Source organism: Corynebacterium sp. H113, assembly GCF_037572315.1.
Classification (GTDB): Bacteria; Actinomycetota; Actinomycetes; order Mycobacteriales; family Mycobacteriaceae; genus Corynebacterium.
Genome location: NZ_JBBHKZ010000002.1, coordinates 46309 through 68759, shown reverse-complemented (window position 1 = coordinate 68759; position 22451 = coordinate 46309). Strand labels below are relative to the sequence as shown.

At 56.7% G+C, this 22451-nt stretch carries 19 protein-coding genes; 5 read left to right on the top strand and 14 right to left on the bottom strand.

Features of this window, described 5'->3' with window-relative positions; translation table 11 throughout:
* Window positions 1-93: 93 nt before the first annotated feature.
* From WG938_RS01540 to mshA, 3 genes are all read right to left on the bottom strand, one after another.
* Entirely contained in the window at window positions 94-840 is a 747-nt protein-coding gene (locus WG938_RS01540; protein ID WP_339976869.1) for a phosphoglyceromutase, read from the bottom strand.
* 36 nt (window positions 841-876) lie between these two features.
* Window positions 877-1389 (bottom strand): YbjN domain-containing protein, encoded by a 513-nt coding sequence (locus tag WG938_RS01535; RefSeq protein ID WP_339976867.1) that lies wholly within the window; start codon window positions 1387-1389, stop codon window positions 877-879.
* A 115-nt stretch (window positions 1390-1504) separates the two neighbouring features.
* Window positions 1505-2788: a D-inositol-3-phosphate glycosyltransferase gene (gene mshA / locus WG938_RS01530; RefSeq protein WP_339976865.1), complete on the bottom strand. Its 1284-nt coding sequence runs from the start codon at window positions 2786-2788 to the stop codon at window positions 1505-1507.
* Window positions 2789-2943: 155 nt separating this feature from the next.
* On the opposite strand from mshA, the gene WG938_RS01525 reads away from it, so the two are divergent.
* The gene (locus WG938_RS01525; RefSeq protein ID WP_339978707.1) at window positions 2944-4728 is read left to right on the top strand and encodes a long-chain-fatty-acid--CoA ligase; all 1785 of its coding nucleotides are present in this window, start codon (window positions 2944-2946) and stop codon (window positions 4726-4728) included.
* Window positions 4729-4756: 28 nt separating this feature from the next.
* Here WG938_RS01525 and WG938_RS01520 read toward each other — a convergent pair whose 3' ends face one another.
* Window positions 4757-5935, bottom strand: a complete 1179-nt coding sequence (locus WG938_RS01520) for a UDP-N-acetylmuramate dehydrogenase (protein ID WP_339976863.1) — start codon at window positions 5933-5935, stop codon at window positions 4757-4759.
* 41 nt (window positions 5936-5976) lie between these two features.
* Here WG938_RS01520 and WG938_RS01515 point away from each other — a divergent pair, with 41 nt between their 5' ends.
* Genes WG938_RS01515 through purU form a run of 4 tightly spaced genes read left to right on the top strand, consistent with a single transcriptional unit; the run spans window position 5977 to window position 9095 of the window.
* Complete coding sequence (locus WG938_RS01515; protein ID WP_339976861.1) at window positions 5977-6480, top strand: DUF2505 domain-containing protein; 504 nt, start codon at window positions 5977-5979, stop codon at window positions 6478-6480.
* A gap of 10 nt (window positions 6481-6490) precedes the next feature.
* The gene (locus WG938_RS01510) at window positions 6491-7315 is read left to right on the top strand and encodes a class I SAM-dependent methyltransferase (protein ID WP_339976859.1); all 825 of its coding nucleotides are present in this window, start codon (window positions 6491-6493) and stop codon (window positions 7313-7315) included.
* A gap of 34 nt (window positions 7316-7349) precedes the next feature.
* A complete protein-coding gene (locus WG938_RS01505; RefSeq protein WP_339976857.1) occupies window positions 7350-8129 on the top strand; it encodes an LmeA family phospholipid-binding protein in 780 nt (259 codons plus the stop codon).
* Between the two features lie 60 nt (window positions 8130-8189).
* A complete protein-coding gene (gene purU / locus WG938_RS01500) occupies window positions 8190-9095 on the top strand; it encodes a formyltetrahydrofolate deformylase (protein ID WP_339976855.1) in 906 nt (301 codons plus the stop codon).
* A gap of 107 nt (window positions 9096-9202) precedes the next feature.
* Here the strand turns inward: purU and WG938_RS01495 are convergent, their stop codons facing one another.
* From WG938_RS01495 to WG938_RS01450, 10 genes are all read right to left on the bottom strand, one after another.
* Complete coding sequence (locus tag WG938_RS01495) at window positions 9203-9550, bottom strand: DUF2516 family protein (protein WP_339976853.1); 348 nt, start codon at window positions 9548-9550, stop codon at window positions 9203-9205.
* A gap of 2 nt (window positions 9551-9552) precedes the next feature.
* Window positions 9553-10308: a hypothetical protein gene (locus WG938_RS01490; RefSeq protein WP_339976851.1), complete on the bottom strand. Its 756-nt coding sequence runs from the start codon at window positions 10306-10308 to the stop codon at window positions 9553-9555.
* A gap of 128 nt (window positions 10309-10436) precedes the next feature.
* Window positions 10437-11816 carry a DUF445 domain-containing protein gene (locus WG938_RS01485; RefSeq protein WP_339976849.1) on the bottom strand — a complete coding sequence of 460 codons (1380 nt, stop codon included), beginning with the start codon at window positions 11814-11816 and terminating at the stop codon, window positions 10437-10439.
* Between the two features lie 119 nt (window positions 11817-11935).
* Window positions 11936-12334: a hypothetical protein gene (locus WG938_RS01480; RefSeq protein WP_339976847.1), complete on the bottom strand. Its 399-nt coding sequence runs from the start codon at window positions 12332-12334 to the stop codon at window positions 11936-11938.
* A 57-nt stretch (window positions 12335-12391) separates the two neighbouring features.
* Entirely contained in the window at window positions 12392-13141 is a 750-nt protein-coding gene (locus WG938_RS01475) for a succinate dehydrogenase/fumarate reductase iron-sulfur subunit (RefSeq protein ID WP_339976845.1), read from the bottom strand.
* Window positions 13141-15141 (bottom strand): fumarate reductase/succinate dehydrogenase flavoprotein subunit, encoded by a 2001-nt coding sequence (locus tag WG938_RS01470; RefSeq protein ID WP_339976843.1) that lies wholly within the window; start codon window positions 15139-15141, stop codon window positions 13141-13143. The genes WG938_RS01475 and WG938_RS01470 overlap by 1 nt, the downstream gene beginning before the upstream one ends.
* Before the next feature lie 22 nt (window positions 15142-15163).
* On the bottom strand, window positions 15164-15904 hold the full coding sequence (locus tag WG938_RS01465; RefSeq protein WP_339976841.1) for a succinate dehydrogenase cytochrome b subunit: 741 nt from the start codon (window positions 15902-15904) through the stop codon (window positions 15164-15166).
* Between the two features lie 408 nt (window positions 15905-16312).
* Complete coding sequence (locus WG938_RS01460) at window positions 16313-18688, bottom strand: glycoside hydrolase family 65 protein (RefSeq protein WP_339978705.1); 2376 nt, start codon at window positions 18686-18688, stop codon at window positions 16313-16315.
* A 305-nt stretch (window positions 18689-18993) separates the two neighbouring features.
* On the bottom strand, window positions 18994-19782 hold the full coding sequence (locus WG938_RS01455; protein WP_339976839.1) for an HAD family hydrolase: 789 nt from the start codon (window positions 19780-19782) through the stop codon (window positions 18994-18996).
* A gap of 214 nt (window positions 19783-19996) precedes the next feature.
* Complete coding sequence (locus tag WG938_RS01450) at window positions 19997-22204, bottom strand: malate synthase G (protein WP_339976837.1); 2208 nt, start codon at window positions 22202-22204, stop codon at window positions 19997-19999.
* Window positions 22205-22451: the final 247 nt, after the last annotated feature.

The window sequence follows — 22451 nt, the reverse complement described above, 5'->3', positions numbered from 1 at the left end:
GAGTTGGTGTAGAGAGCACAAGAGGCGCTACCCCACAACAGTGGAGCAACGCCTCTGACTTACCCAACGTATGTAAAGACGGACAGGAAGGACTTACTTGTTGCCCTGGTTTGCCACTGCTGCTGCACCAGCTGCCGCAGCCTCAGGGTCAAGGTAGGTGCCACCTGGGTTCAATACCTTGCCGGACTCGTCGAATTCGTAGACCAGTGGGATACCGGTTGGAATGTTCAGACCCGCAATGTCGTCATCCGAGATGTTGTCCAAGTACTTGACCAACGCGCGTAGGGAGTTACCGTGAGCTGCAACCATGACGGTCTCGCCATTCTTCAAACGAGGCAGAATCTCTTCCTCGAAGTATGGGATGAGACGCTTCACAACATCGAGCAGGCACTCGGTCTGCGGAACCTTGTCCAGGTTTGCGTAGCGTGGGTCGTTCGCCTGGGAGAACTCAGAGTCATCGTCCAGTGGCGGTGGTGGCGTGTCGTAGGAACGACGCCAGGACATGAACTGATCCTCGCCGTACTTTTCCTTGGTTTCAGCCTTGTTCAGGCCCTGCAGCGCACCATAGTGACGCTCATTCAGGCGCCAGTCGCGAATGACAGGAATCCATGCCAAACCAGCGGCATCGAGAGCCATGTGCGCAGTATTGATCGCGCGACGCAGCAGCGAGGTGTACAGGATAGAAGGCTTCAGGTCAGCTTCGACGAGCATTTCGCCTGCGCGAACCGCTTCAGCGCGACCCTTATCGGTGAGGTTAACGTCGTACCAACCCGTGAACTGGTTAGATGCGTTCCACTCACTCTGGCCATGACGGACAAGAATCAGATTTCCGGTGCTCATACTTCAATTGTGCCTGAATCCCGCGGTTCTCGTCGGCTACTTATCCCCCGACTTAGCGAGGTGGCGGAATTGCTCTAGGTTTGCCAGAGATTCCCCGCGATCCACACGCCATGCCCATTCCCGTTTGATGGACGACGCAAACCCTCGCTCCAAGATCAGATTGAAGTCCCCGTCGGCCGTTTCCAGCACTTGCCCAAGAAGTCGATCCAGGTCAGCGTCGTCAAGCAATGGTGGGAGTTGACCAGCCAAATAGATATCGCCCTGAGCATCAATGGTGTACGAAATACCAAACAATCGACGGTTGCGCTGCAACAACCACTTGTGTACGCCAGCGTGGTTTTCCTCGGGGCATCGACATACGAACGCTTCAACACGGAGCGAATCACGCGAAGGGGTCAGGCCACAAATTGTTTTCAACTTACGACGGCCCGGCAACACAACGACCGCTGTCCCCTCGGTCAGCTGATAGGGAACGTCAAGATGATCGAGCTGTTGCGCCAACACTCCCAATGGCGATGGTGAGTCAATCTGTGTGTTTTCACCTGTCATCGACGTAGCCTTCCTCCTTCTTGCTTCTTATGCCTCTGTTCCTGCGCCACTACTCCTGCGCTCGAACAACGCCCGACCAATGTCTAGTGGAAGAAAATTGCACAGCTCGTGACCACTAGGCACCATGCGGTTCGCGCTGCGTGCAATCCGAGCTATTGAACTCCGCAATGGCTCGATCGTAGACAGCGAGCAGCTTGTCTGCGGTGTGTTCCCAAGAAAAATTCTTGGCATGGATAGGAGCTTCGGAGGCGTAACGCAGTCGTGTTTCGTCATCGTCCAAGATGCCGCCTAAAGCATCAGCCCAGGATTCCGGCGCATGCCCATCAACCAGAACTCCGGTGCGTTCATGCTCGACAGCAATCGGCAGACCCCCCACCCGGGCCGCCACCACCGGTGTTCCGGTGGCCTGCGCTTCCATCGCCACCAAGCCGAATGACTCGTTGTAGCTCGGCACTGCCACCACATCCGCAGCCCGATACAACGTGACCAATTCCTGTGGCGGGCGCGGTGGCACGAACCTGACGACGTCGTGAAGCTGCAGTTCATCTGCGAGATCCAAGAATTCGTCGGGACGAGCGAGGCCGTTGCCCGATAATCCGCCACAAATGATGACGGACAGATTGCGGTGCGGATCGCGACGAACCATCTCCGCCACAGCACGTAAGAGAACTTGAGGCCCCTTCAATCGCTGGAGACGACCAACAAACAAGACGACTTTCGCGTGAAGCGGAATGCCTAGCTCGCGGCGAGAACGCTCCGTTGCACGATCGCTGCCAGGTGAAAATACGGTGATGTCCACGCCTGGTGGGATCACTTCGATCTTTTTCGCAGATGCATCATGCAGGTCAGCCAGTTGCTCCGCTTCGGCGCGGGTATTCACAACAAGAAGCTCAGCGTTGTCAACGATCTGCTGCTCACAGATGCGTCGCGATTCCGGCTCTGGGGAATCACCTTCGGCCAAGTGCAAGTTCTTCACAGCGGCCAAGGTGTGTGCCGTGTGTACTAACGGCACTTGCCACAAATCTCGCAGCAGCCAGCCCACCTGCCCAGACAGCCAGTAGTGCGAATGGATGATGTCGTAGTGAAGTTGGTGACACCGGGCAAACGTCACGACACCGCCGGTGAATGCAGCCAATTGCGTAGGAAGCTCGGACTTAGCCAACCCCTCATACGGACCTGCCACGATATTGATCACCCGAAGATGATCTTCCACCTGGATTACTTCAGACCCTCCACACCGAGTCGCGCGTGTATAGACATCCACGTCAAACCCGCGTTGTGCCAGTTCACGGCACGTACGCAACACGTAGACATTCATTCCACCAGCATCACCCGACCCAGGCTGCTCTAATGGAGATGTATGCATCGAGATGACCGCAATACGACTTGACTGCTTCATACATCAAGAGTGCCTGTGCGGAATTCTCACCGCAAATGAGCAATGGTTGAGCCAGCTACGGTATGCAAGTTTTATCGCGTCCCACGCACGGCAAGTTACGCAACCGTAGGTTAAGTATTAATGTGTAGATAACCAATCACACAGGAGAGTCAGACATCATGAGCGCTGCCGAAAACAAATCTTGGCTGGAACATTACGCAGAGTGGACCCCACACGAGTGCGATTACGGAGAGCACACATTGCTGTCCTCATTCCACGACACGATCGGCTCTTTCCCTAACCGCCCGGCAGTCACCTTCTTCGGAAGATCGCTGACTTATGCCGAACTTGATGCAAAAGTGCGACGGGCTGCAGCAGGCCTGCGCGCACTCGGCGTACACCGAGGCGACAAGGTCGCGCTCCTCATGCCTAACTGCCCACAGCACATCGTCGCCTACTATGCCGTCCTGCACTTGGGTGCGGTCGTCGTTGAGCACAACCCGCTGTACACGGCCCATGAACTGCGCCATCCTTTCCAGGATCACGGCGCCCGCGTGGCCATCGTCTGGGACAAGACGGTTCCAGTGTTGGAAGAAGTACGTCGCGAGACGCCGTTGGAAACCATTATCGCGGTCAACATGCTCGACGATTTGCCATGGGCAATGCGCACTGCTTTGAAGCTGCCTGTACCGGCGTTGCGCTCAGCACGTAAGAAAATGCACGCTTCTGCACCACAGGTAATGAGCTTCAATGCGGTCTTGAGCGATGCTGTCGGTGGCGATGGTCGCGATATCACTCCCGATGACACCATCACCAAGGATGACGTCGCAGTCATCATGTACACCTCGGGGACGACCGGCACACCGAAGGGCGCGCAGCTTACCCACGGAAGTCTCATGGCCAATGTCATCCAGGGTCTCGCATGGGTTCCAGGCATCGGCGAAGAACGGGAGATTGCACTTGGCGTGCTGCCAATGTTCCACGCATACGGTCTCACTATTGTGACGAACCTTGGCGTTCATATCGGTGCCGAAATCGTTCAGATCCCTAGCCCAGAGATGGATCTCATCATGAAGGTGATGAAGAAGAATCGCCCAACCTGGGTTCCTGGTGTGCCGACGCTGTACGAGAAGATCGTTTCCTCTGCCATCGAGCAAAACATCGAGCTCACTGGCATCAAATACTCTTTCTGTGGCGCATCTACCCTGCCGGTGGCCTTGGTTAAGAAGTGGGAGGAGCTCACCGGTGGCCTTCTCGTTGAGGGGTACGGCCTCACAGAAACCTCGCCTATCGTCTTGGGCAACCCAATGAACGGAAACCGTCGACCTGGATATGTCGGCATTCCGTTCCCTGACACTGAAGTAGCCGTCGTCAATCCTGAAGATCCCACAGAGCTTCTCCCAGACGGCACCGAAGGCGAAGTCATCGTGCGTGGCCCACAGGTTTTCGCTGGCTACCTCAACCTTCCTGAAGCAACCGAGCACACTTTCACCGACGGCCCAGCATCTCTGAATAAAGAGAACTCCAACAAGTGGTACCGCACCGGCGACGTGGGAGTGCTGGAGGAGGATGGCTTCCTCAAGTTGGTCGCTCGCATCAAGGAGGTCATCATCACCGGGGGTTTCAACGTCTATCCTGCAGAAGTCGAAGAAGTCCTCACCGAGTACTCGGATATCACCGATGCCACGGTCGTCGGCCTGCCAAAGGAGGACGGCTCCGAACTAGTTGTCGCTGCAGTCACGCTCGGCGAATGGGCTCAGCTGGACATCGAAGCCGTGCGCAAACACTGCTACGCAAACCTCACCCGCTATAAGGTCCCTCGTGCCTACTTCCACTTGGACGAATTGCCACGCGACCAGATGGGCAAGGTCCGTCGTCGCGATGTCCGCGAGGTATTGCTGAAGCAGCTCGAAGAAAAGGGGAAGACTGTGGACTCGCTGGTCCACAAGTCACGGCGCTAGTGCCAGACGGTGCCAGGCCAGACCGGCGTTAGTCGATGCTGACGCCGATCCACACTGGCTCGGGCACGAGCGTTACTCCGAACGCGGCGGCAACGCCTGCTCGGACGTCCCGTGCCAATGCCACCAAATCTGATGCCGAGGTTCGTGTGCCATCTGCACTCTGACCTCGGTTTGTTAATGCAAGGGTGTGCTTTGTAGACAACCGAGCAGGAGCCCCCTCGCCCGGATACCCCTTTGCAAACCCTGCGCGCTCAATCAGCCATGCGGCGGACAGCTTTGACTTACCAGGATGCTCGGCACCAGCAGGAAATGCTGGCATCGCAGCCGCGGTGTATTCACCACATTTGGCGGAAACACGCTGGCGGACAGTCTCAACCTCGTCGGTGTCCACGATCGGGTTAGTGAAGAACGACCCAGCAGACCACGTATCGCAGTCATCGGCCTCCAACACCATTCCCTTGCCACGGCGGAGTTCCAGTACGGTTTCCCGTACCGCAGAGACTTCACGACGAGCAGCGCCGCTAGCGTTCTCTTCCTCCGTCACGCCGAGCCGTCGAGCAAGCTCTCCGTACCGCAAAGGTGCCGAAAGACCGTCGACACTGAGTCGGAAACGAACTGCAAGCACCACTGCTCGACCAGTGAACTTCAGATTGGAGTAGCGATACTTCAAATCCAAAGACTCTGGCTCTACCCACTCGATCTCACCGGTTTCTCGGTTATACAGCTGCACCCCGTCAAGTACCTGGGACACTTCAACGCCGTAGGCACCAACGTTCTGCACTGGTGTCGCGCCTGCAGACCCGGGAATACCCGACAAGCACTCAAGCCCACCGAAGCCGGCCGCGACGGTCATTTCGACGACGTCGTCCCACACTGCGCCGGCCTCTGCCTCGACGAGTGCAGTTGCAGCTTCGAGGCCATGGCCCTCCGTCGACATCGACACATTGTCAGCTTCAATAACCACCGCAACGAGGTCGCCCGGTTCATCGGCGATAACCAAGTTGGAGCCACCACCGACGATCAGCAAAGGGACGTTTTCCGCATCGAGAATGCGCACCACATCGGCGACAGCCTGCGTGGTTGTACACCGCAGCGCAGCAGCTGGTCTACCACCCAGACGCAGCGTCGTGAGCTCAGCGAACGTCACCTCTTCGTCGAGGGTGACACCAGATACCTCAGAAATTTTTGCCAGAGCAGATTCATGCACGTCCCCAACGTTAGTCGAGCTCGCAGATTACTATCGAGCCTATGTCAGCAAACACAACGCATACCGCGAACCTTACGTACACCTCGGACAAGGTCCACGCAGCGCTCACGAGCCGCGAATTTTGGGATTACGTCGCAGAGAATCTCATTTCCGCACCTGCTGAAATCACTGAATTCACCAACGATGGCAACCGCACCAATGTCTCGCTGAAGCAGACCGTCAACGCAGACATGGCACCAGATGCTGCGAAGAAGTTTGTGAAGAAGGACATGATCGTCACCATCAACTCGTCGTGGAGCCCGCTTTCCGACGGCACCGCGGACTCAACCTACACCGGTGAGGTGCAGGGAATGCCAGTGTCCTTCTCTGGCACGCAAAAGCTCTCCCCTGAAGGAGACGCATCGAAGATTGATACCGATATCAACCTCACGGTGAAGGTCCCAATGTTTGGTGGTGTCATCGAGGGCAAGGCTATTGAGGGCATGCCACGCGTTTTCGGCAAGATCACTCGCCTGCTCAACGACTACCTCGCACAGCAGGGCTAAACTCTGCTACATGCCTCATCACCACAACCTGCGCGCCAACTGGGCAACCACTGGTCCGCAGGGAGTAGTGACACGTGGCACAACAGGCTATAACAGGCTCCGCCGCTCTGATCGGTGGAGCGTTTTTCATTCCGATATCCGCCGACTGCTATTGACCGCAGACAGCCCGTTGGCTGTTGATGTCGGTTACGGTGCAAGTCACACCACAACCTGTGAGTGGGCTTCACGGCTCCGCACGATCCGTCCAGATATTGCGGTCATTGGCCTGGAAATCGAGCCCTCACGAGTTCTTCCGCCCCGTGATGGAGTGGAATTCCGCCTTGGCGGTTTCGAGCTTGCGGGGCTGACTCCACACTTCGTTCGCGCTTTCAACGTCCTCCGCCAATATGATGCCGCTGATGTCGACGGCGCATGGCAGGAAGTCACCTCCCGCTTAGCGCCTGGAGGCATGTTTCTAGAAGGCACCTGCGACGAATTGGGGCGACGCAGCACCTGGGTACTGCTTAACGCGCGAGGGCCCCAATCACTCACCCTGTCGTGGGATCCCTTCGACGTAGAACGCCCTTCCGACGTCGCTGAACGGCTGCCCAAAGTCCTCATTCACCGCAACGTTCCTGGCGAGCCAATCTACGATCTGCTCCAGGCAGCGGACCGCGCTTGGGACATGAACGCCGGTTGGGCTCCGCACGGACCCCGCGTGCGCTGGCGCCACACTTTGGCACAGTTGAGCGTTGACTACCCAGTCGTCGTAAAGCGCAGGCGGATTAGGGATAACACGCTCACAATTCCGTTTGCTGAGGTCGCGCCGGAGTACGCGGATGGGTTCATCAACTAGACGCGGTAGCCATTCATAGACAACACTATGGGGCGTGAATGCGAAGCAACGGAAATCAAGTGGATGTGGCTGCCTCGGGACGATTCTGGGAATCGTTATTGTGGTGGCGCTCATTGCGGTAGCTGCTGAGTTTGGCATGCGGTTCATCATTACGAAGCAGATCAACGACACCTATGACCAGCTGAATTCTAATCGGCAGGTCACTGCCACCGATAACCTCGCGATCAGCTACGGCACTTCCCCAGTGCTTCCTGTCCTGGTCACGGACGAAATTCCGCACATGACCATCAAGACTCCAGCCACGCTAGAGATCAACGATCGCGCAGCCGCTGCAGGTGGCCCCGAGATCATCGGTGAACCAGCCAGCACCGTCGAGATGGACAATCTCAATGTCGCTAACCGAAATAATCCGGTAGCAGGCACGATGGTCATCACCTCGGAGCTGTCCCCTGAGCTCATCCAGGCAATCGCGAATCGCCGATCCACTGACCTCGCCCGGATCTCCTCGCTAACCCCGAACACAGCTGAAGGAGTTTTCGATGCTGAGTTCACCAGTGGTCTCGTGAAAGCTCAGTTCCGCCCAGTCGTCCGCGACGGCGGACTCGGCATGGATATCGAAGGAGCCTCCGTCTTCGGTATCGAAGTGGGTGGTGTCGCACAAACGCTTGGCGACGCCGCCTTGCAAGGCCTCACCGCCCCAATCGGACACGGCCTCGTCGCTGACGATGCCACTGTCACCGATGCCGGTTTGCTGCTGCGTCTGCGCGGCGAAAACCTGCCATTGTCCACCATGCGGGATATCGAGTATCGCTAACCGTGTAGCTACCGTGGCCTGATTCACGTTGTCCAAGGTAAGCCCAGTATTATCTCAAGAATGACTCGTTCACCGTTGGCTCAACCCAAGCAGGGCCCCCAGGAACGTCAGTTTGTGTTGACGCTCGGCTGCCCTGACTCCACAGGCATCGTTTCGCATCTGTCCTCTTTCCTCAGCGAAATTGGTGCGTGGATCACCGAAGCACACTTCTTCTCTGACCCGGAGTCTGGCTGGTTCTTCACCCGCCAGGCGGTCCGTGCAGACGATCTCGACATGACCCTTGACGAGATCCGTGCTGCCTTTGAGCCGGTCGTCGCAAAGCTTGGAAACAACGCGAAGTGGAAAGTCACCGACACCGGTGTCCGCAAGCGTGCGGTCATTCTGGTGACCAAGGAAGGCCACTGCCTGCAGGATCTGCTGGGACGTGTCGACCAGAACGACTACCCCATGGATGTCGTCGCGGTGGTAGGCAACCACACTGACCTAGAGCCGCTGGCTCGTGCGCACGGTGTGCCGTTCCACCACGTGCCGTTCCCGAAGGATGCCGTGGGCAAGCGACGCGCTTTTGACGAAGTCGCGGAGATCGTCGACGCCTGCGAACCGGATGCCATTGTCCTCGCTCGCTTTATGCAGATTCTCCCACCAGACCTCTGCGAAAAGTGGGAAGGCCGAGCCATCAACATTCACCACAGCTTCCTGCCATCGTTCATGGGCGCCCGCCCATACCACCAGGCACACCAGCGTGGCGTGAAGCTGATTGGCGCTACCTGCCACTACGCAACGTCCGATCTTGACGACGGCCCGATTATCGAACAAGACGTCATCCGCGTTTCCCACAAGGACACTCCACGCGACATGCAGCGCGAAGGTCGCGATGCGGAGAAGCAGGTTCTTGCCCGCGGGCTCCGCTGGCATCTCGAAGACCGTGTACAGGTCTACGGAAACCGCACCGTGGTTTTCGACTAGTCGCTCGCTTCCACGCAGACACGAAAGAGCCTGTCCCCGCCGCATTGTCGCGGTCCGGGACAGGCTCTTTCGTGTTGTTGGGGTTAGCTGGTTAGCTGGTTAGGCCTTTACCAATTGCCCTGTGCATTGGACAGAATGTCCTTGATCTGTGGTCGCACATCCAGCCAGTAAATACCGGTCAGCACTGCACCAGCGATGATTGGAATGCCCATCATCATCCAGCCGAGCCCCGGGACGATGAGGAAAAACGCAGAGCCACCGAGGATTGCGGCCCACACTCCCTTGCTCTTCCGGTCTGCTGCGGTGAAGGCATCCGGCCGAGTCGTCGCAACGAAAATGAGGCCAACCAACGCCGCAACTCCAACCCCCATAGGGAGGATGACGCGGAAGAAGAAGTTGATCCACACATATGTGATCGCCAGTGGATCGCCTTCTAGTGGTGGCAGCGCAAACATTCTTACTTATTCTCCTCCGAGCCTGTGCCTGGATTATCCTGGTCAGACTCATGGTCCTTCATGGTGCCCTCGGGCTCGACGACGTCGGCCTCTGGCATATCTGCATCAAATTCTACGTTGTCTGCGTCTGCAGCAGAAGTAGCGGCTGCCTTGCGACGCTCAGACATCGCCTCCCGCTCCTTTCGGAACGACGCAGCCATTTGTTCAGTCATCTCGGCCAAGCGGCCCAGTACAGTCTCGACCGACTTCGTAATTTCCTGCTCGTCGACCCGGCCCTTCAGTTCGTCGCGCAGCTTGTTGCCAAAGGACTCACCCTGGCCTACGAACTGGCTGTAGCGCGCCGAGAACGCGTTCATTGCATCGTTGATGCCATTCTCCAGCTCGTCGCGCACCGAATCCGAAGAGGTGCCATTAGCCTTCGCCTCAGCTCGCGCCTTGTTTTTCTCTTCCTTCGCTCGAGCCTTGGCTTCCTTCGCCTGCTCCTTAGCCTTGGCCTTTTCTTCAGCCGCGGTCTCGCTGTCCACCAGCTCTGCATCCACGATGCCGGCGGTGGCATCCTGATGCTCATCCGTCACGGAAGCGCCAGCATCTGTCACATCCGCAGCAGTACTCTGGTTTCGCTTGACGACGGACGTCACCATATCTTCAGCGACCTCACCAAAGATTTCGAGTGCATGCATGCTCGCGCCGAGCCATGCATAGAAAGGAGTCTTCAGTTCTCCCAGCTTGCGACGGAGTTCATCATCGCGTTCGTTCATCGCTATCCCAATCTTTCGAATTGTGTGAAGCAGAATGGTTCATAAAAACACTGGACCGAATCGCAGCCCTCGTAACCGCAGGCTACCTGCTGCCCCGGATTCACGCTGACCGATATGCAAACAATTCTCTAGCCGAACAACAGCGTCGATACTGTGTAAATGGTGAGACCAGCCAACGAGCCAACGACAGTGCCATTGACGCGAATGAACTGCAGATCACGTCCCACCATCAGTTCGATCTTGTCTGCTGCTTCGTCGGCGTCCCAACGCTCTACGGTCTCGGAAATGATCGACGTAATCTCCCCGGCATAGTTTTCGGCCAAGAACACGACGGTCTTCTCCAAGCGCAGTGCCATATTTTCTCGCAATGAAGGATCATTGTTGATTCGATCACCGTAGTTCGCGACGGTTTCTGCAATCTTTGTGCGCAGCATCGACTGTGGATCTCGAGCAGCCTTCACAAGGTTCGTTGAGGCAGAATTCCAAATCGCACCTGGAGCTGCTTGTACCGCACGCGATTCCAGCAACTCCTTCTTTAGTTCCTCGACCTTTGCCATTGTCTTCGGGTCTTCTTGCAAATCCGTCGACAGCTTATTCAAGAAATTCCGCAGTGCCTGGCGTGCTTCATGATCCTTGTTTGATTGGACATGCCATGTCCATTCCACCAGCTCCCGGTGGACGCGATCCCCAATCATGTCATTGACAAACGATGGCGCCCATGTTGGTGCTCGCTCCCCCACCATCCGGTCAATGAGTGGCTGCGAGTCCTTCGCCTTACGATGCAACCATTCCGCCAACTGCTGAATAATCGGCTCTGTCTTTCCCTCATCGATGAGCTGTTCCAGCACGCGCCCCGCAGGAGGTCCCCATTCGGGCTTCGCCACCTCATCGATGACTGCAGCTTTCAATACTGCTTCCGCATCCGCAGGATTCACTGCGTCAAGAGCATTACCCATGAACTTGCCGACGTGCGCCGATACGGCATCTGCATTGCCTGGCTCCACCAGCCATTGCCCCACACGGGTCGGGACTTCAGCTTTCCGCACCTTATCGACGATCAACGCTGGGTTCAGGAAGTTGTCCCCCACGAACTGCGCCAACGACGCACCAACCTGATCCTTCTTGCGACGAACAATCGCCGTGTGCGGAATTGGGATGCCCAGGGGATGCCGGAACAGGGCAACCACAGCGAACCAGTCAGCCAGAGCGCCCACCATGCCGGCTTCTGACGCTGCACGCAGATATCCAACCCATGCTGCGGGAAGCTGGCCATCCGAAGCAGCATCAGCCTCTAACCAACGACAGAAGAAGTATACAGCCGTTGCGATGATCAAAAGCGAAGTTGCAAAAGCCTTCGACTTGCGAAGCTGTGCACGCTTCACAGCCTCTGTTTCCGCGGACGGCCCCGGTACCGGCAAACTTCCCCCTTTAGAGGGGGCAATGTCGGACTTGGCGACCGTCGTCACGCCAGCGCCCGTCGAGGTAGACAATTCTTGTGCAGAGTCCATACCCACAATTATGGACGAAAATAGGAAAGAACCCCCATCGCGCTCTCGGGTGAAAAGCGCCATAGGGGTTCTGGGAGGTGCCGGTTGTTTAGCGCCGGCCAAACTCTGGGGTCACTGGGCTAGTGGTGACCGCCATGCTCCTTCACGTATGCCTTGTAACGGCGACGGCCGATAGCAATACATGCAATTGCTGCGACATCCATGACGATAGCCAGGATCAGGCCACCCCAGAGGAATACCGCAGGGTTGAAGCTGCCTGCAACATAGTCACGGTCGGCAACAGCCTGACCGGTAGCTACCGCAGCAATTTCGTGAGCCGATGCGCCCGTGTCGAAGAACATGGTTGCACCACCGAAAATGGCGATACCCCATGCAGCCAAGGAGGCAAGGAAAAGACCCATGCCGATCCAAGTGGTGCTTCGATGCAGGGACGAGTACTCGGCATTCATGCTCTGCGGGACGTAGCCCTCGACGAAGTGCTCTTCGCCTGGGTACCGCTTAGCGACGGCATTAGCCATAATCTGAATCCTTCCTTAGAGCCCCATTAGCTCCAATTAAGTCTAGACGAACTAGGCCTAATTGTCCTTATTCCGGAATGCAGCACGTGCACGTTCCTTGGTGATCGCTGCAACAGCGGTCAGCGGGACGCCAGCTGGGCAGACATCCGCACATTCACCGAACAAGGAGCATGGACCGAAGGTGCCTTCGATCGAGTCCACCATCTTGCGAGCACGCTTGCCGCGCTCTTCCTTGCCCATTGGGAGCAGGGACAGGTGGACCAGCTTCGCGCCGGTGAACAGGTGAGCAGCACCGTTAGGGCATGCTGCGACACATGCACCACAGCCGATGCAGGCTGCGTGGTCAAGTGCGTACTCTGCGATCTCGTGGTTGACGTGCAGGGTGTCAGCGTCTGGAGCAGTACCAGCCATGACGGACACGTAGCCACCCTGCTCCATTGCGCGGTCAAGCGCGGAACGGTCGACGACCATGTCGCGAATGACTGGGTATGCAGCCGAACGCATTGGTTCGATCTTCAGAGTGTCGCCATCGTTGAACTGGAACAGTCGCTGCTGGCAGGTTGGGGTGTTCTTGCCTGGTCCGTGTGGACGACCATTGACGTTCAGACCACAGGTGCCACAAATACCTTCGCGGCAGTCAGAAGCGAACGCGAATGGCTCCTTGCCAGACTCGACATACTTAGAGTTGACATGGTCCAGGAGCTCCAGGATGGACATCTCCGGAACAGCGTCATCTACCTCGACGCTTTCGAAGTGCCCCTCCGTCTGTGGGCCGGCCTGGCGCCAGATCTCAAGGTGCAGTTTCATTACTTGTAATTCCTTGTCATGAGCGGGACGGCTTCGAATGTGAGTGGTTCAGCATGGCGAATGAATTCGTTGCTCTTCAAATCCCATGCAGGACCGTTATTGCCACGCTCCCATGCGGAAACGAAGCACCAGTTGTCGTCGTCGCGCTCAGCTTCGCCGTCTTCAGAGATGTGGTCGTCACGGTAGTGAGCACCACAGGACTCGTCACGGTCCAGAGCATCGACGCACATGAGCTCGCCGAGGTCGATGTAGTCGGCGACTCGAGCTGCGTACTCGAGCTGCTGGTTCATTTCTTCCTTGCCACCTGGGATGAACAGGTCAGCCCAGAACTGCTTGCGCAGTTCGCGAATTTCCTGAATACCGCGAGCCAAGTCTTCCTTGTTACGAGCCACACCACAGTCGCGGTACAGGATCTCGCCCAGCTGACGGTGGAAGAACTCTGCACCGTGGGTGCCACCAATGCTCATCAGCTTGTCGATGCGTGCCTGCGCACGGTCGACTGCAGCCTGAGCCTCTGCGGAGTCCTCCGCAAGGCGCTCAGCGCCAAGCATTGGCCCAAGGTAGTTAGGAACCGAGAATGGCAGGGTGAACCAGCCATCTACCGATGCCGAGAGCAGGGAGTTTGCACCCAGGCGGTTTGCGCCGTGGTAAGTCCACGAGCACTCGCCACCGGTGAACAGGCCTGGGATGTTCGACATCTGGTTGAAGTCGCTCCACAGACCACCCATGGTGAAGTGGCAAGTAGGAGCAATACGCATTGGAACTTCGTATGGATCCTCACCAATTGCTTCCTCGTACATCTGAATGAGGTTCGAGTAGCGTTCCTTGATGGTGTCCTTGCCCAAACGCTGGATAGCGTCACGCAGGTCCAGGTACACGGAGTTATTCAGTGGTCCAACACCGTAACCAGCATTAATCTGCTGGGAGTTAGCACGAGAAGCAACGTCACGTGGAACCAGGTTGCCGAATGCTGGGTAACGACGCTCGAGGAAGTAATCGCGCTCTTCCTCAGGAATGTCGTTAGCTGGGCGCTCGTCGCCCTTCTTCTTTGGCGTCCAAATACGTGCGTCGTTACGCAGGGACTCAGACATCAGAATGGTCTTCGACTGCCACTCAGCGTTCACAGGCAGACCAGTTGGGTGGAACTGAATGAACGATGGTGAAGCAAAGTATGCGCCCTGGTCGTACGCACGCATGATTGCGGATGCGTTCGAGTTAATTGCCAGGGTGGACATGTGGTACACGTTGCCGTAGCCGCCGGTACCCAGGATAACTGCGTGAGCAGTGTGAGCCTTGAGTTCACCGGTGATGAGGTTACGGAACACTGCACCCTGTGCGCGACCGTCCGCAACGATGAGATCAACCATCTCGTTGTGGGTGAAGATCTCGACGTTGCCAAGACCAATCTGACGCTGCAGAGCCGACGTGGTCGACAGCTGCAGCTGCTGGCCCGTCTGGCCACGGGTGTAGTAAGTACGGGAAACCTGGACACCACCGAAGGAACGGGTTGCCAGTGCGCCACCGTATTCACGAGCGAATGGTGCACCAATAGCGTTCAGGTGGTCGATGACGCGTACGGACTCGTCAGCCAGACGCCAGCAGTCGTTCTCGCGGCAGCGGTAGTCACCACCCTTAACGGTGTCCTTGACGTGGCGGTAGGAACCGTCATTATCGACCTTCTTGCCACGAGCGGAGTTAACGCCACCCTGCGCAGCAATAGAGTGCGCACGGCGTGGAGCATCGTGGTACGTGAAGACCTTAACGTCGTAGCCGAGCTCACCGAGAGCTGCAGCAGCTGCACCTGCAGCTAGGCCAGTGCCGACGACGATGATGCGGAACTTACGACGGTTCAGTGGAGAGACCAGGTTGTAGTGGTCCTTCTGGTACTCCCAGTGATCTCGCATCGAAGCCTTGACACCTGGGGAGTTGTCGGTCAGAACCGAACCCAGTACAACGCCTTCGACGGAGCTTGCAGGAGCCTGAAAATCAGTGTTGCTCATTTGTGTAATACCCCTCTTAGCCCTAGGAAACCAGGCCGGTCAGCACGGAAACAGGGATGATGATGTTGCCGACGACGACCAACAGTGGGATCAGGCCGGACAGGAACAGCAGAACCTTGCGCCAGCGCTTACCCGTGATACCCAGGTCAGACGTTGCGGTCCACAGACCGTGAGACAGGTGCATCAGCAGTGCAAGCTGGGCAATGATGTACCAGATTGCAACAACTGGGCGGGAGAACGACGCAATTACGTTTGCGTATGCCGCACCGTGAGCGAAGCTGTCAGGAGCAACAGCTGCACCGATGGTCAGGTCCAGGATGTGGAAAACGATGAAGGCCAGCAGCACAATGCCGGTGACAATCATGGTGCGAGCAGTAAAGGTATTCCAGCTCGAGATCATGCCCTTGCGGCGGAACTTACCGCGGGACTGATGTGCACGAGCAGTCAGTGCAAATGCTCCGTAAACGTGCAGAATTACTGCAACAAGAAGAACAATGCGGAAGATCCACAGCACGCCTTCCTGTGGCACAGCTGGAGCACCAACAGTGCGGAGGAAGGTTGCGTAGGCATTGAAGTGCTCTGCACCCGTGAAGATCTTCAAGTTGCCGAGCATGTGAACAAGTACGAAGAGCCCGAAGAGAACGCCGGTAACGGCCATCACAAGCTTCAGGGCCCAGGACGGGAACTTCGGAAGCTCGCGAAGCGGCTCCGTATTAATTTTTCCGTGAGCGATTGCGTCACGGTTGGAACTAGTAACAGTCATGGCACCTCCAGTGTCATTCTTCACTTTAAAGTCCCTAAGTGTCCTATCACCATTTATCCCCCATTCGGGTGGTGGATTTCACAGCTTTTCCTGCGACTTTGTCAAGAAATTCTCAGGTAAGGGAACCCTGAACAAACACGGTTACTAGGCAACTGGCGTTTTCCAGCCCCTTCCCCACCCCACTACGCAAAAATGCATGTCGCACAGTTTCCGCTTACGTGCCGACGACAGTCAGCAATGCATTCTTGCTAATCACACTGTTAGCCCGGACAAAACAGAAACCGCTACTCATCTTCGTCGCAAAGCTGAAAGCGACTGTAGAGTGGCGGTTTCCTTTTCCATCTTCGCTGGGCTATATACCTGAGCCGTCAAGGTTTGTGGAGAAACCCACGCATTTGAGGGCGATTCTCAGTTTTTGATCATCACCGTCATTGGTTCGTTGGTGACGATGACCTCGTGTCCAGCGACATCGATAGGTCCGAGTGCCTGATCACCATCTTCCAACACCACTTCGACTGCGCGTCGACGCACCGTCACACGAACACGGCAGCCATGAATGGTGACGCGGTAGGTAAGACCCTCCCACTCGTCGGGCAGGTTCGGATTGATGGAGAACTTACCGTCATAGTCACGGAAACCACCGAAGCCATAGACCAGCGACTGCCAGACACCGCCGGCGGACGCGACGTGCACGCCATCGGACGTGTTGCCATGCAGATCGGCGAGGTCGACATAAAGACCGCGAAGGAAGAAGTCCATCGCCTTATCGTCGTAATTGAGCTCTGCCGCAATGATCGACTGCACGACGGCAGACAATGATGAGTCGCCTGTGGTCAATGGATCGTAGTAATCGTAGTCCGCCCGCTTTTCTTCGGTCGTGAACTGATTACCCATGAGGAATAACGCCAATACGACGTCTGCCTGCTTGATGATCTGGTGCCGGTAAATAGTCAGTGGGTGGTAGTGCAGAAGCAGCGGACGCTTAGGCCCCACTACCGGGTCATCGAGATTCCAGCGCTTACGCAGCAAGAACTGATCGTCTTGCGGGTGGATGCCCAATTCTTCGTTGAATGGGATGTACATCTTGTCGGCAGCTTCTTGCCACTCAGCGACTTCATCCAAGTCGAGGTGATAGCGGTGGCACAGTTCTCGATAGGCTGCTGGACGTTCCTTCTCCATTTGCCGAATGACATCGGCAGCCTTGTTGAGGTTATAGCGAGCCATCACATTGGTGTACAGATTGTTGTTGACCACCGTGTTGTACTCATCAGGACCCGTTACCGAGTGGATCTGGAAATCTTCGCGGTTCTCCCCAAAGAAGCCGAGAGACATCCAGAATCGTGCCGTCGCCAAGAGCAAATCTGAGCCTTCGCGCAGCAAGAAGTCCTCATCGCCCGTGGCGTAGACGTACTTCATCATCGCGTACACAATGTCTGCATCGATGTGATACTGCGCCGTACCTGCAGCGTAATACGCCGAAGATTCGAGACCATTGATAGTGCGCCATGGGAAGAGAGCGCCGTCGTGGGCGAGTTCGTCGGCACGACTCCACGCAGCACCCAGCATGTCCCACCGGAAGCGAAGGGCATTACGCGCGAACTGCGGAGACGTATACGTCAAGAACGGAGTTACATAAATTTCCGTATCCCAGAAGTAATGTCCACCGTAACCGGTTCCGGTCATTCCCTTGGCCGGAATCCCTTGGAACTCAGCGCGTGCGGAAGCCTGAATCAACTGCCACAAATTCCATCGCACGGCCTGCTGCAATTCCGGCTTGTTGTGGATAAGGACATCCGACCGCTTCCAGAATCGCTCTAGCCATTCCTGCTGGTTCTCATGCATACCAACCAGGCCAATGCGACGAACTCGGTTCAAGGTGCGGGCACAACGGAACGCCAACTCTTCGCCACGAACATGGCGGGAGGAATGGTAAGCAACAAACTTCTCCAACCGAATAATTGCGCCCGCGGGAGCGTTGACGTGGTACAAAGCCTGCGCAGAGTCTTCCTGGGTCAGCTGCTCTGACTCGAGATACGGTTCCACACCATCGGGAGTGGTTACCGTAAACCGGTGGTCCATGCCACACGCGACGGTCATGCCCGACCGAGTGCATCGGTACGACAACGTCGAACGGTTTCCGTCTGGCGATTCCGACTGGAATGTTGGCTGCAAGACTCGCTCGGTGAGCGTCTCGGAACGACGTGGATCCAGATCGCTACCCTGAGCTGCCGACGAGTCGTGGTATTCGTCTTCGCCATCTTGGCGATTGAGGATCTGCGAGTTGATCACCACTGCCGCGTCGGAATCGAGCAGCTCGACCTCCAGAGACATGACCGCAACATGCTTTTCTTGGAACGACACCATCCGGTCCGTCGTCACGCGGACACGCTTACCGCCTGGGGTCCGCCAAATGAAGCGACGACGCAGAATGCCCTCACGGAAATCGAGAGAGCGCTCGTAGTCGTAAACATCGGCGTTGCCGAGGCGCAACGGCTCGTCGTCAATGTAGAGACGCATGGCTTTAGCGTCTGGAGCACTAATAATCGCCTGGCCTTCACGAGCCAAACCATAGGCATCTTCGGCGTGCTTAATAGGCCAAGTTTCGTGCAACCCATTAATAAAGGTGCCGTGCTCGGCGGAATCTCGTCCCTCTGGCGGATTCGCGCGCATACCAATGTATCCATTGGCCAAGGCAAAGAGCGTTTCGGACAACCCCAGTGGCATTCCGCCGGGTTTCGTTTCCACCAAGCGCCACTCGTCGACCGGCGTGACATCTCGATCCATCAGCTCTTCAGCATTGAGGTTGTGATGATGAATATCCGCACGTCCAGCATCGAAATCTCGGCGCCGTGCACGACGCTCCTCCGCAGCCTTTGACTTCGCAATTGCCTCCGGTGACAGCGTCAGCGCGTCAACATCAGCGGGATCCGCCAGCTTGCCTTCTCGGGCATCTACATTTGTCGACGAGTCCTGAGTCAAGGTTGCTCCTCCGGGTTGAGGTGGTCACTGTGATTTCAAATCTAGAGCAGAGTTCGGACTTTAGTTGCCAAGTCCGCTAAACCATTAATGGGGTCAAGGCTGAGCCCGTTTTAGTGGGCGATCAGCTCAGCAAGATCGTCGACTACGATGTGTGCCCCAGCCGCGAGGAGTTCATCGTGACCGGCACCTCGGTCGACACCGATAACAAGCCCGAAATCGCCGGCTGCACCCGCCTGAACACCTGAAATGGCATCCTCAACCACAACGGAACGCTCCACGGGTACACCAAATTCCTCGGCGGCGTGAACAAAAGTGGCTGGCGATGGTTTTCCATTCAGGCCTAGCTCGTGCGCGACTTTGCCATCCACCACAATCTCAAAGCGATTGAACAAACCAGCAGACTTCAGCACCGGCACCGCATTCTTCGAGGAACTGACCACCGCCAGGCGTGGCAGCCCCGACGAGGGCTCCCCCGGCTCCGACAGGCCTGCGCGGGCAGCAGCCAAGTAGTCCAGCAACTGAACCGAACCAGTGTAGGGATCAATCCCCTGTTCCACACGTGACAGGAAGTCGTTGTTCTTCCGAAGGCCAAGACCAGTCACCGTTTCGTCGTCAGGAGTATCGGACTCCGAACCATATGGAAGCTCAATGCCACGCGACGCGAGAATCGCCTGAATGCCCTGATCGCGACGGCGACCATCCAGATACTCAAAGTAATCCGCATCGGTGTACGGAGCCACGCCCTTGTCCGAGAAGTACTGACGGAACATATCGCCCCACGCCTGTTCGTGAATCAGAGCAGTCGGAGTAATGACACCGTCGAGATCGAAAAGGATTGCCGAGTAGCCACGAAGGTCGATGTCATTGATATTGATGCCGGAGGACGTTTCGACGGTCATATAAGGGCTCCTATATATAAGGTATCGAATCTCATTGCTGGAATTTGCCCCAAAAGGGCCGTTGACCTGCCACCACCCTAGCGGTTTATGAAGATCACTGCTGGCCATGCTTTTCGATGGCCCCCAGCAGCGCATTAGCGACTTAACATCGACGCAAAAACCCCGCCACACGGAAAAGTGTGTAGCGGGGTTCCGGGGAGAGCCTAGTCAGAAACTAGTTCTGGTCGATGCCTTCGCGCTTCTTGAATTCGAGGCGACGACGGTGCAGGATTGGCTCGGTGTAGCCGGAAGGCTGCTTGGTGCCCTCCAAAATGAGCTCCTTCGCAGCCTGGAAGCCGATCGACTTGTCGAAATCAGCAGCCATCGGCAAGTAAGCCTCATCGCCTTCGTTCTGGCGGTCAACAATCTCAGCCATGCGCTTGAGGGAGTCGATGATCTGCTCTTCGGTGACAACACCGTGAAGCAGCCAGTTTGCCAAGGTCTGGGAAGAAATACGCAGGGTTGCGCGGTCTTCCATCAGGTCAACATCATTGATGTCAGGAACCTTGGAGCAACCGACGCCCTGCTCAACCCAACGGATAACGTAGCCGAGGATGGACTGGCAGTTGTTGTCGAGCTCGTTCTGACGATCTTCGTCGGACCAGTCAGCGCCTGGCTCGCCAACCTTGGCAGCGGCAACTGGGATGGTCATGAGGTCGCCGAAGGTATCGCGGCGGCCGTCGATCATCAGCTTGTCCTGAACACCGAAGACATCGACCTCGTGGTAGTGCGTTGCATGCAGTACACCACCGGTTGGAGATGGCACCCATGCAGTCGATGCGCCCTGCTTTGGCTGTCCGATCTTCTGCTCCAGAAGCTCTGCCATCTGCTCGGTCATGGCCCACATGCCCTTACCGATCTGAGCCTTGCCCTGCAGACCGTGTGCCAAACCAGCGTCCACGTTGTTGTCCTCGTATGCGAGCATCCATGGGGCAGTCTTCTGAACTGCCTTGCGGAACATCGGACCAGCGTGGATCGAGGTGTGGATCTCGTCGCCAGTACGGTCCATGAAGCCAGTGTTAATGAATACGACGCGCTCGGAAACTTCCTTGATGCACGCATCAAGATTCACGGAGGTACGACGCTCTTCGTCCATGAGGCCGATCTTCATCGTGTTCTTTTCCAGACCAAGCAGCTTCTCCACTTCACCGAACAGCTCGGTGGTGAACGCTGCCTCTTCTGGGCCATGCTGCTTTGGCTTCACGATGTAAATGGAGCCAGTGCGGGAGTTCTTACGCGCGTTATCCTGATCCAGGCCTGGGATTGCACAGATCGGGGTAATGACGGCATCCATGATGCCTTCAAAGATCTCGTTGCCGTCGCGGTCCAGGATTGCTGGGTTCTGCATCAGGTGGCCGACGTTACGAACCAAGTTCAGTGAACGACCATGAAGCGTAACTTCCTCGCCATCCAGTGAGGTGTAGGTGCGGTCGTCATTGATCTCACGGGTCAGGGTCTTGTCGCCGCGCTGGAATTCAATGCGCAGGTCGCCGACGTTCAGACCCAACCAGTTGGTGTATCCGAGAACCTTGTCAGCTGCGTCGACAGCCGCGACGGAGTCCTCGAGGTCCATGATGTTAGTAACTGCTGCTTCCAGGACGATGTCCTTTACGCCAGCTTTGTCGGTAGCACCGATTGGGGACTCTGGGTCGATCAGAAGCTGAATATGCAGGCCGTTGTGCTTGAAGTACAGGGACTCAGGCTTTGCGACGTCGCCGGTGTAGCCAACCAGCGTCTCTGGCTCACGCAGACCGGTGGTTTCCTCGCCGAGGGTTGCCTGCAGACGTCCGTCAACAATGTCGTACGAAGTGACATCGGCATGGCTGCCGTCGACAAGTGGGAGCGCCTTGTCCAGGAAGTCGCGACCCCAGGCAATAACGCGGTCACCGCGGACCTTGTTGTAACCCTTGCCACCCTTTTCAGCGCCACCGTCTTCAGGAATGGCGTTGGTGCCGTAGAGCGCGTCGTAAAGCGAGCCCCAACGTGCGTTTGCTGCGTTAATTGCGAAGCGGGCGTTCAGAACTGGCACAACCAGCTGCGGACCTGCGGTGGAGGTGATTTCGGTGTCAACGTTTGCAGTTGTCACCTGGAAGTCACCTGGGTTGTCAACGAGGTAACCGATGTCCTTCAGGAATGCCTGGTACTTCTCCTGGTCCTGTTCACCAGGGTTGTTCTGGTACCACTCGTCCAGCTTCAGCTGAAGTTCGTCACGCTTAGCGAGCAGTTCGCGGTTGCGCGGAGTGAACTTCTCAACAATGTCGCCGAATCCGTTCCAAAAAGCGTCCTTGTCTTCGATCTTGGCCGCTGGCAGCGCCTTCTCGGTAACAAAGTCGTACAGTTCCTTCGCGACCTGCAGGCCGCCGGCGGTAATGCGCTCGGTCATGAACTCTCCTCAAAGTGTTGTTTCCCGTGTGCGCGATCGCGAGAGCTCACTGCTTCCCGACGATCCGACGCACAAGGAGTATCGGCGTCAATGGTCATAACCTTATGTGATCCGCGTCTCTCACGATAGGAAAAGATCCGGACGCCCCGTCCGCCCCGATCTAGACACCCAGTGCATTCCCCCTCAAAGTGACCCTGAATACATGAATGAGATTGTTGTGATTCAGGGATAACTATCCAGCTCACAC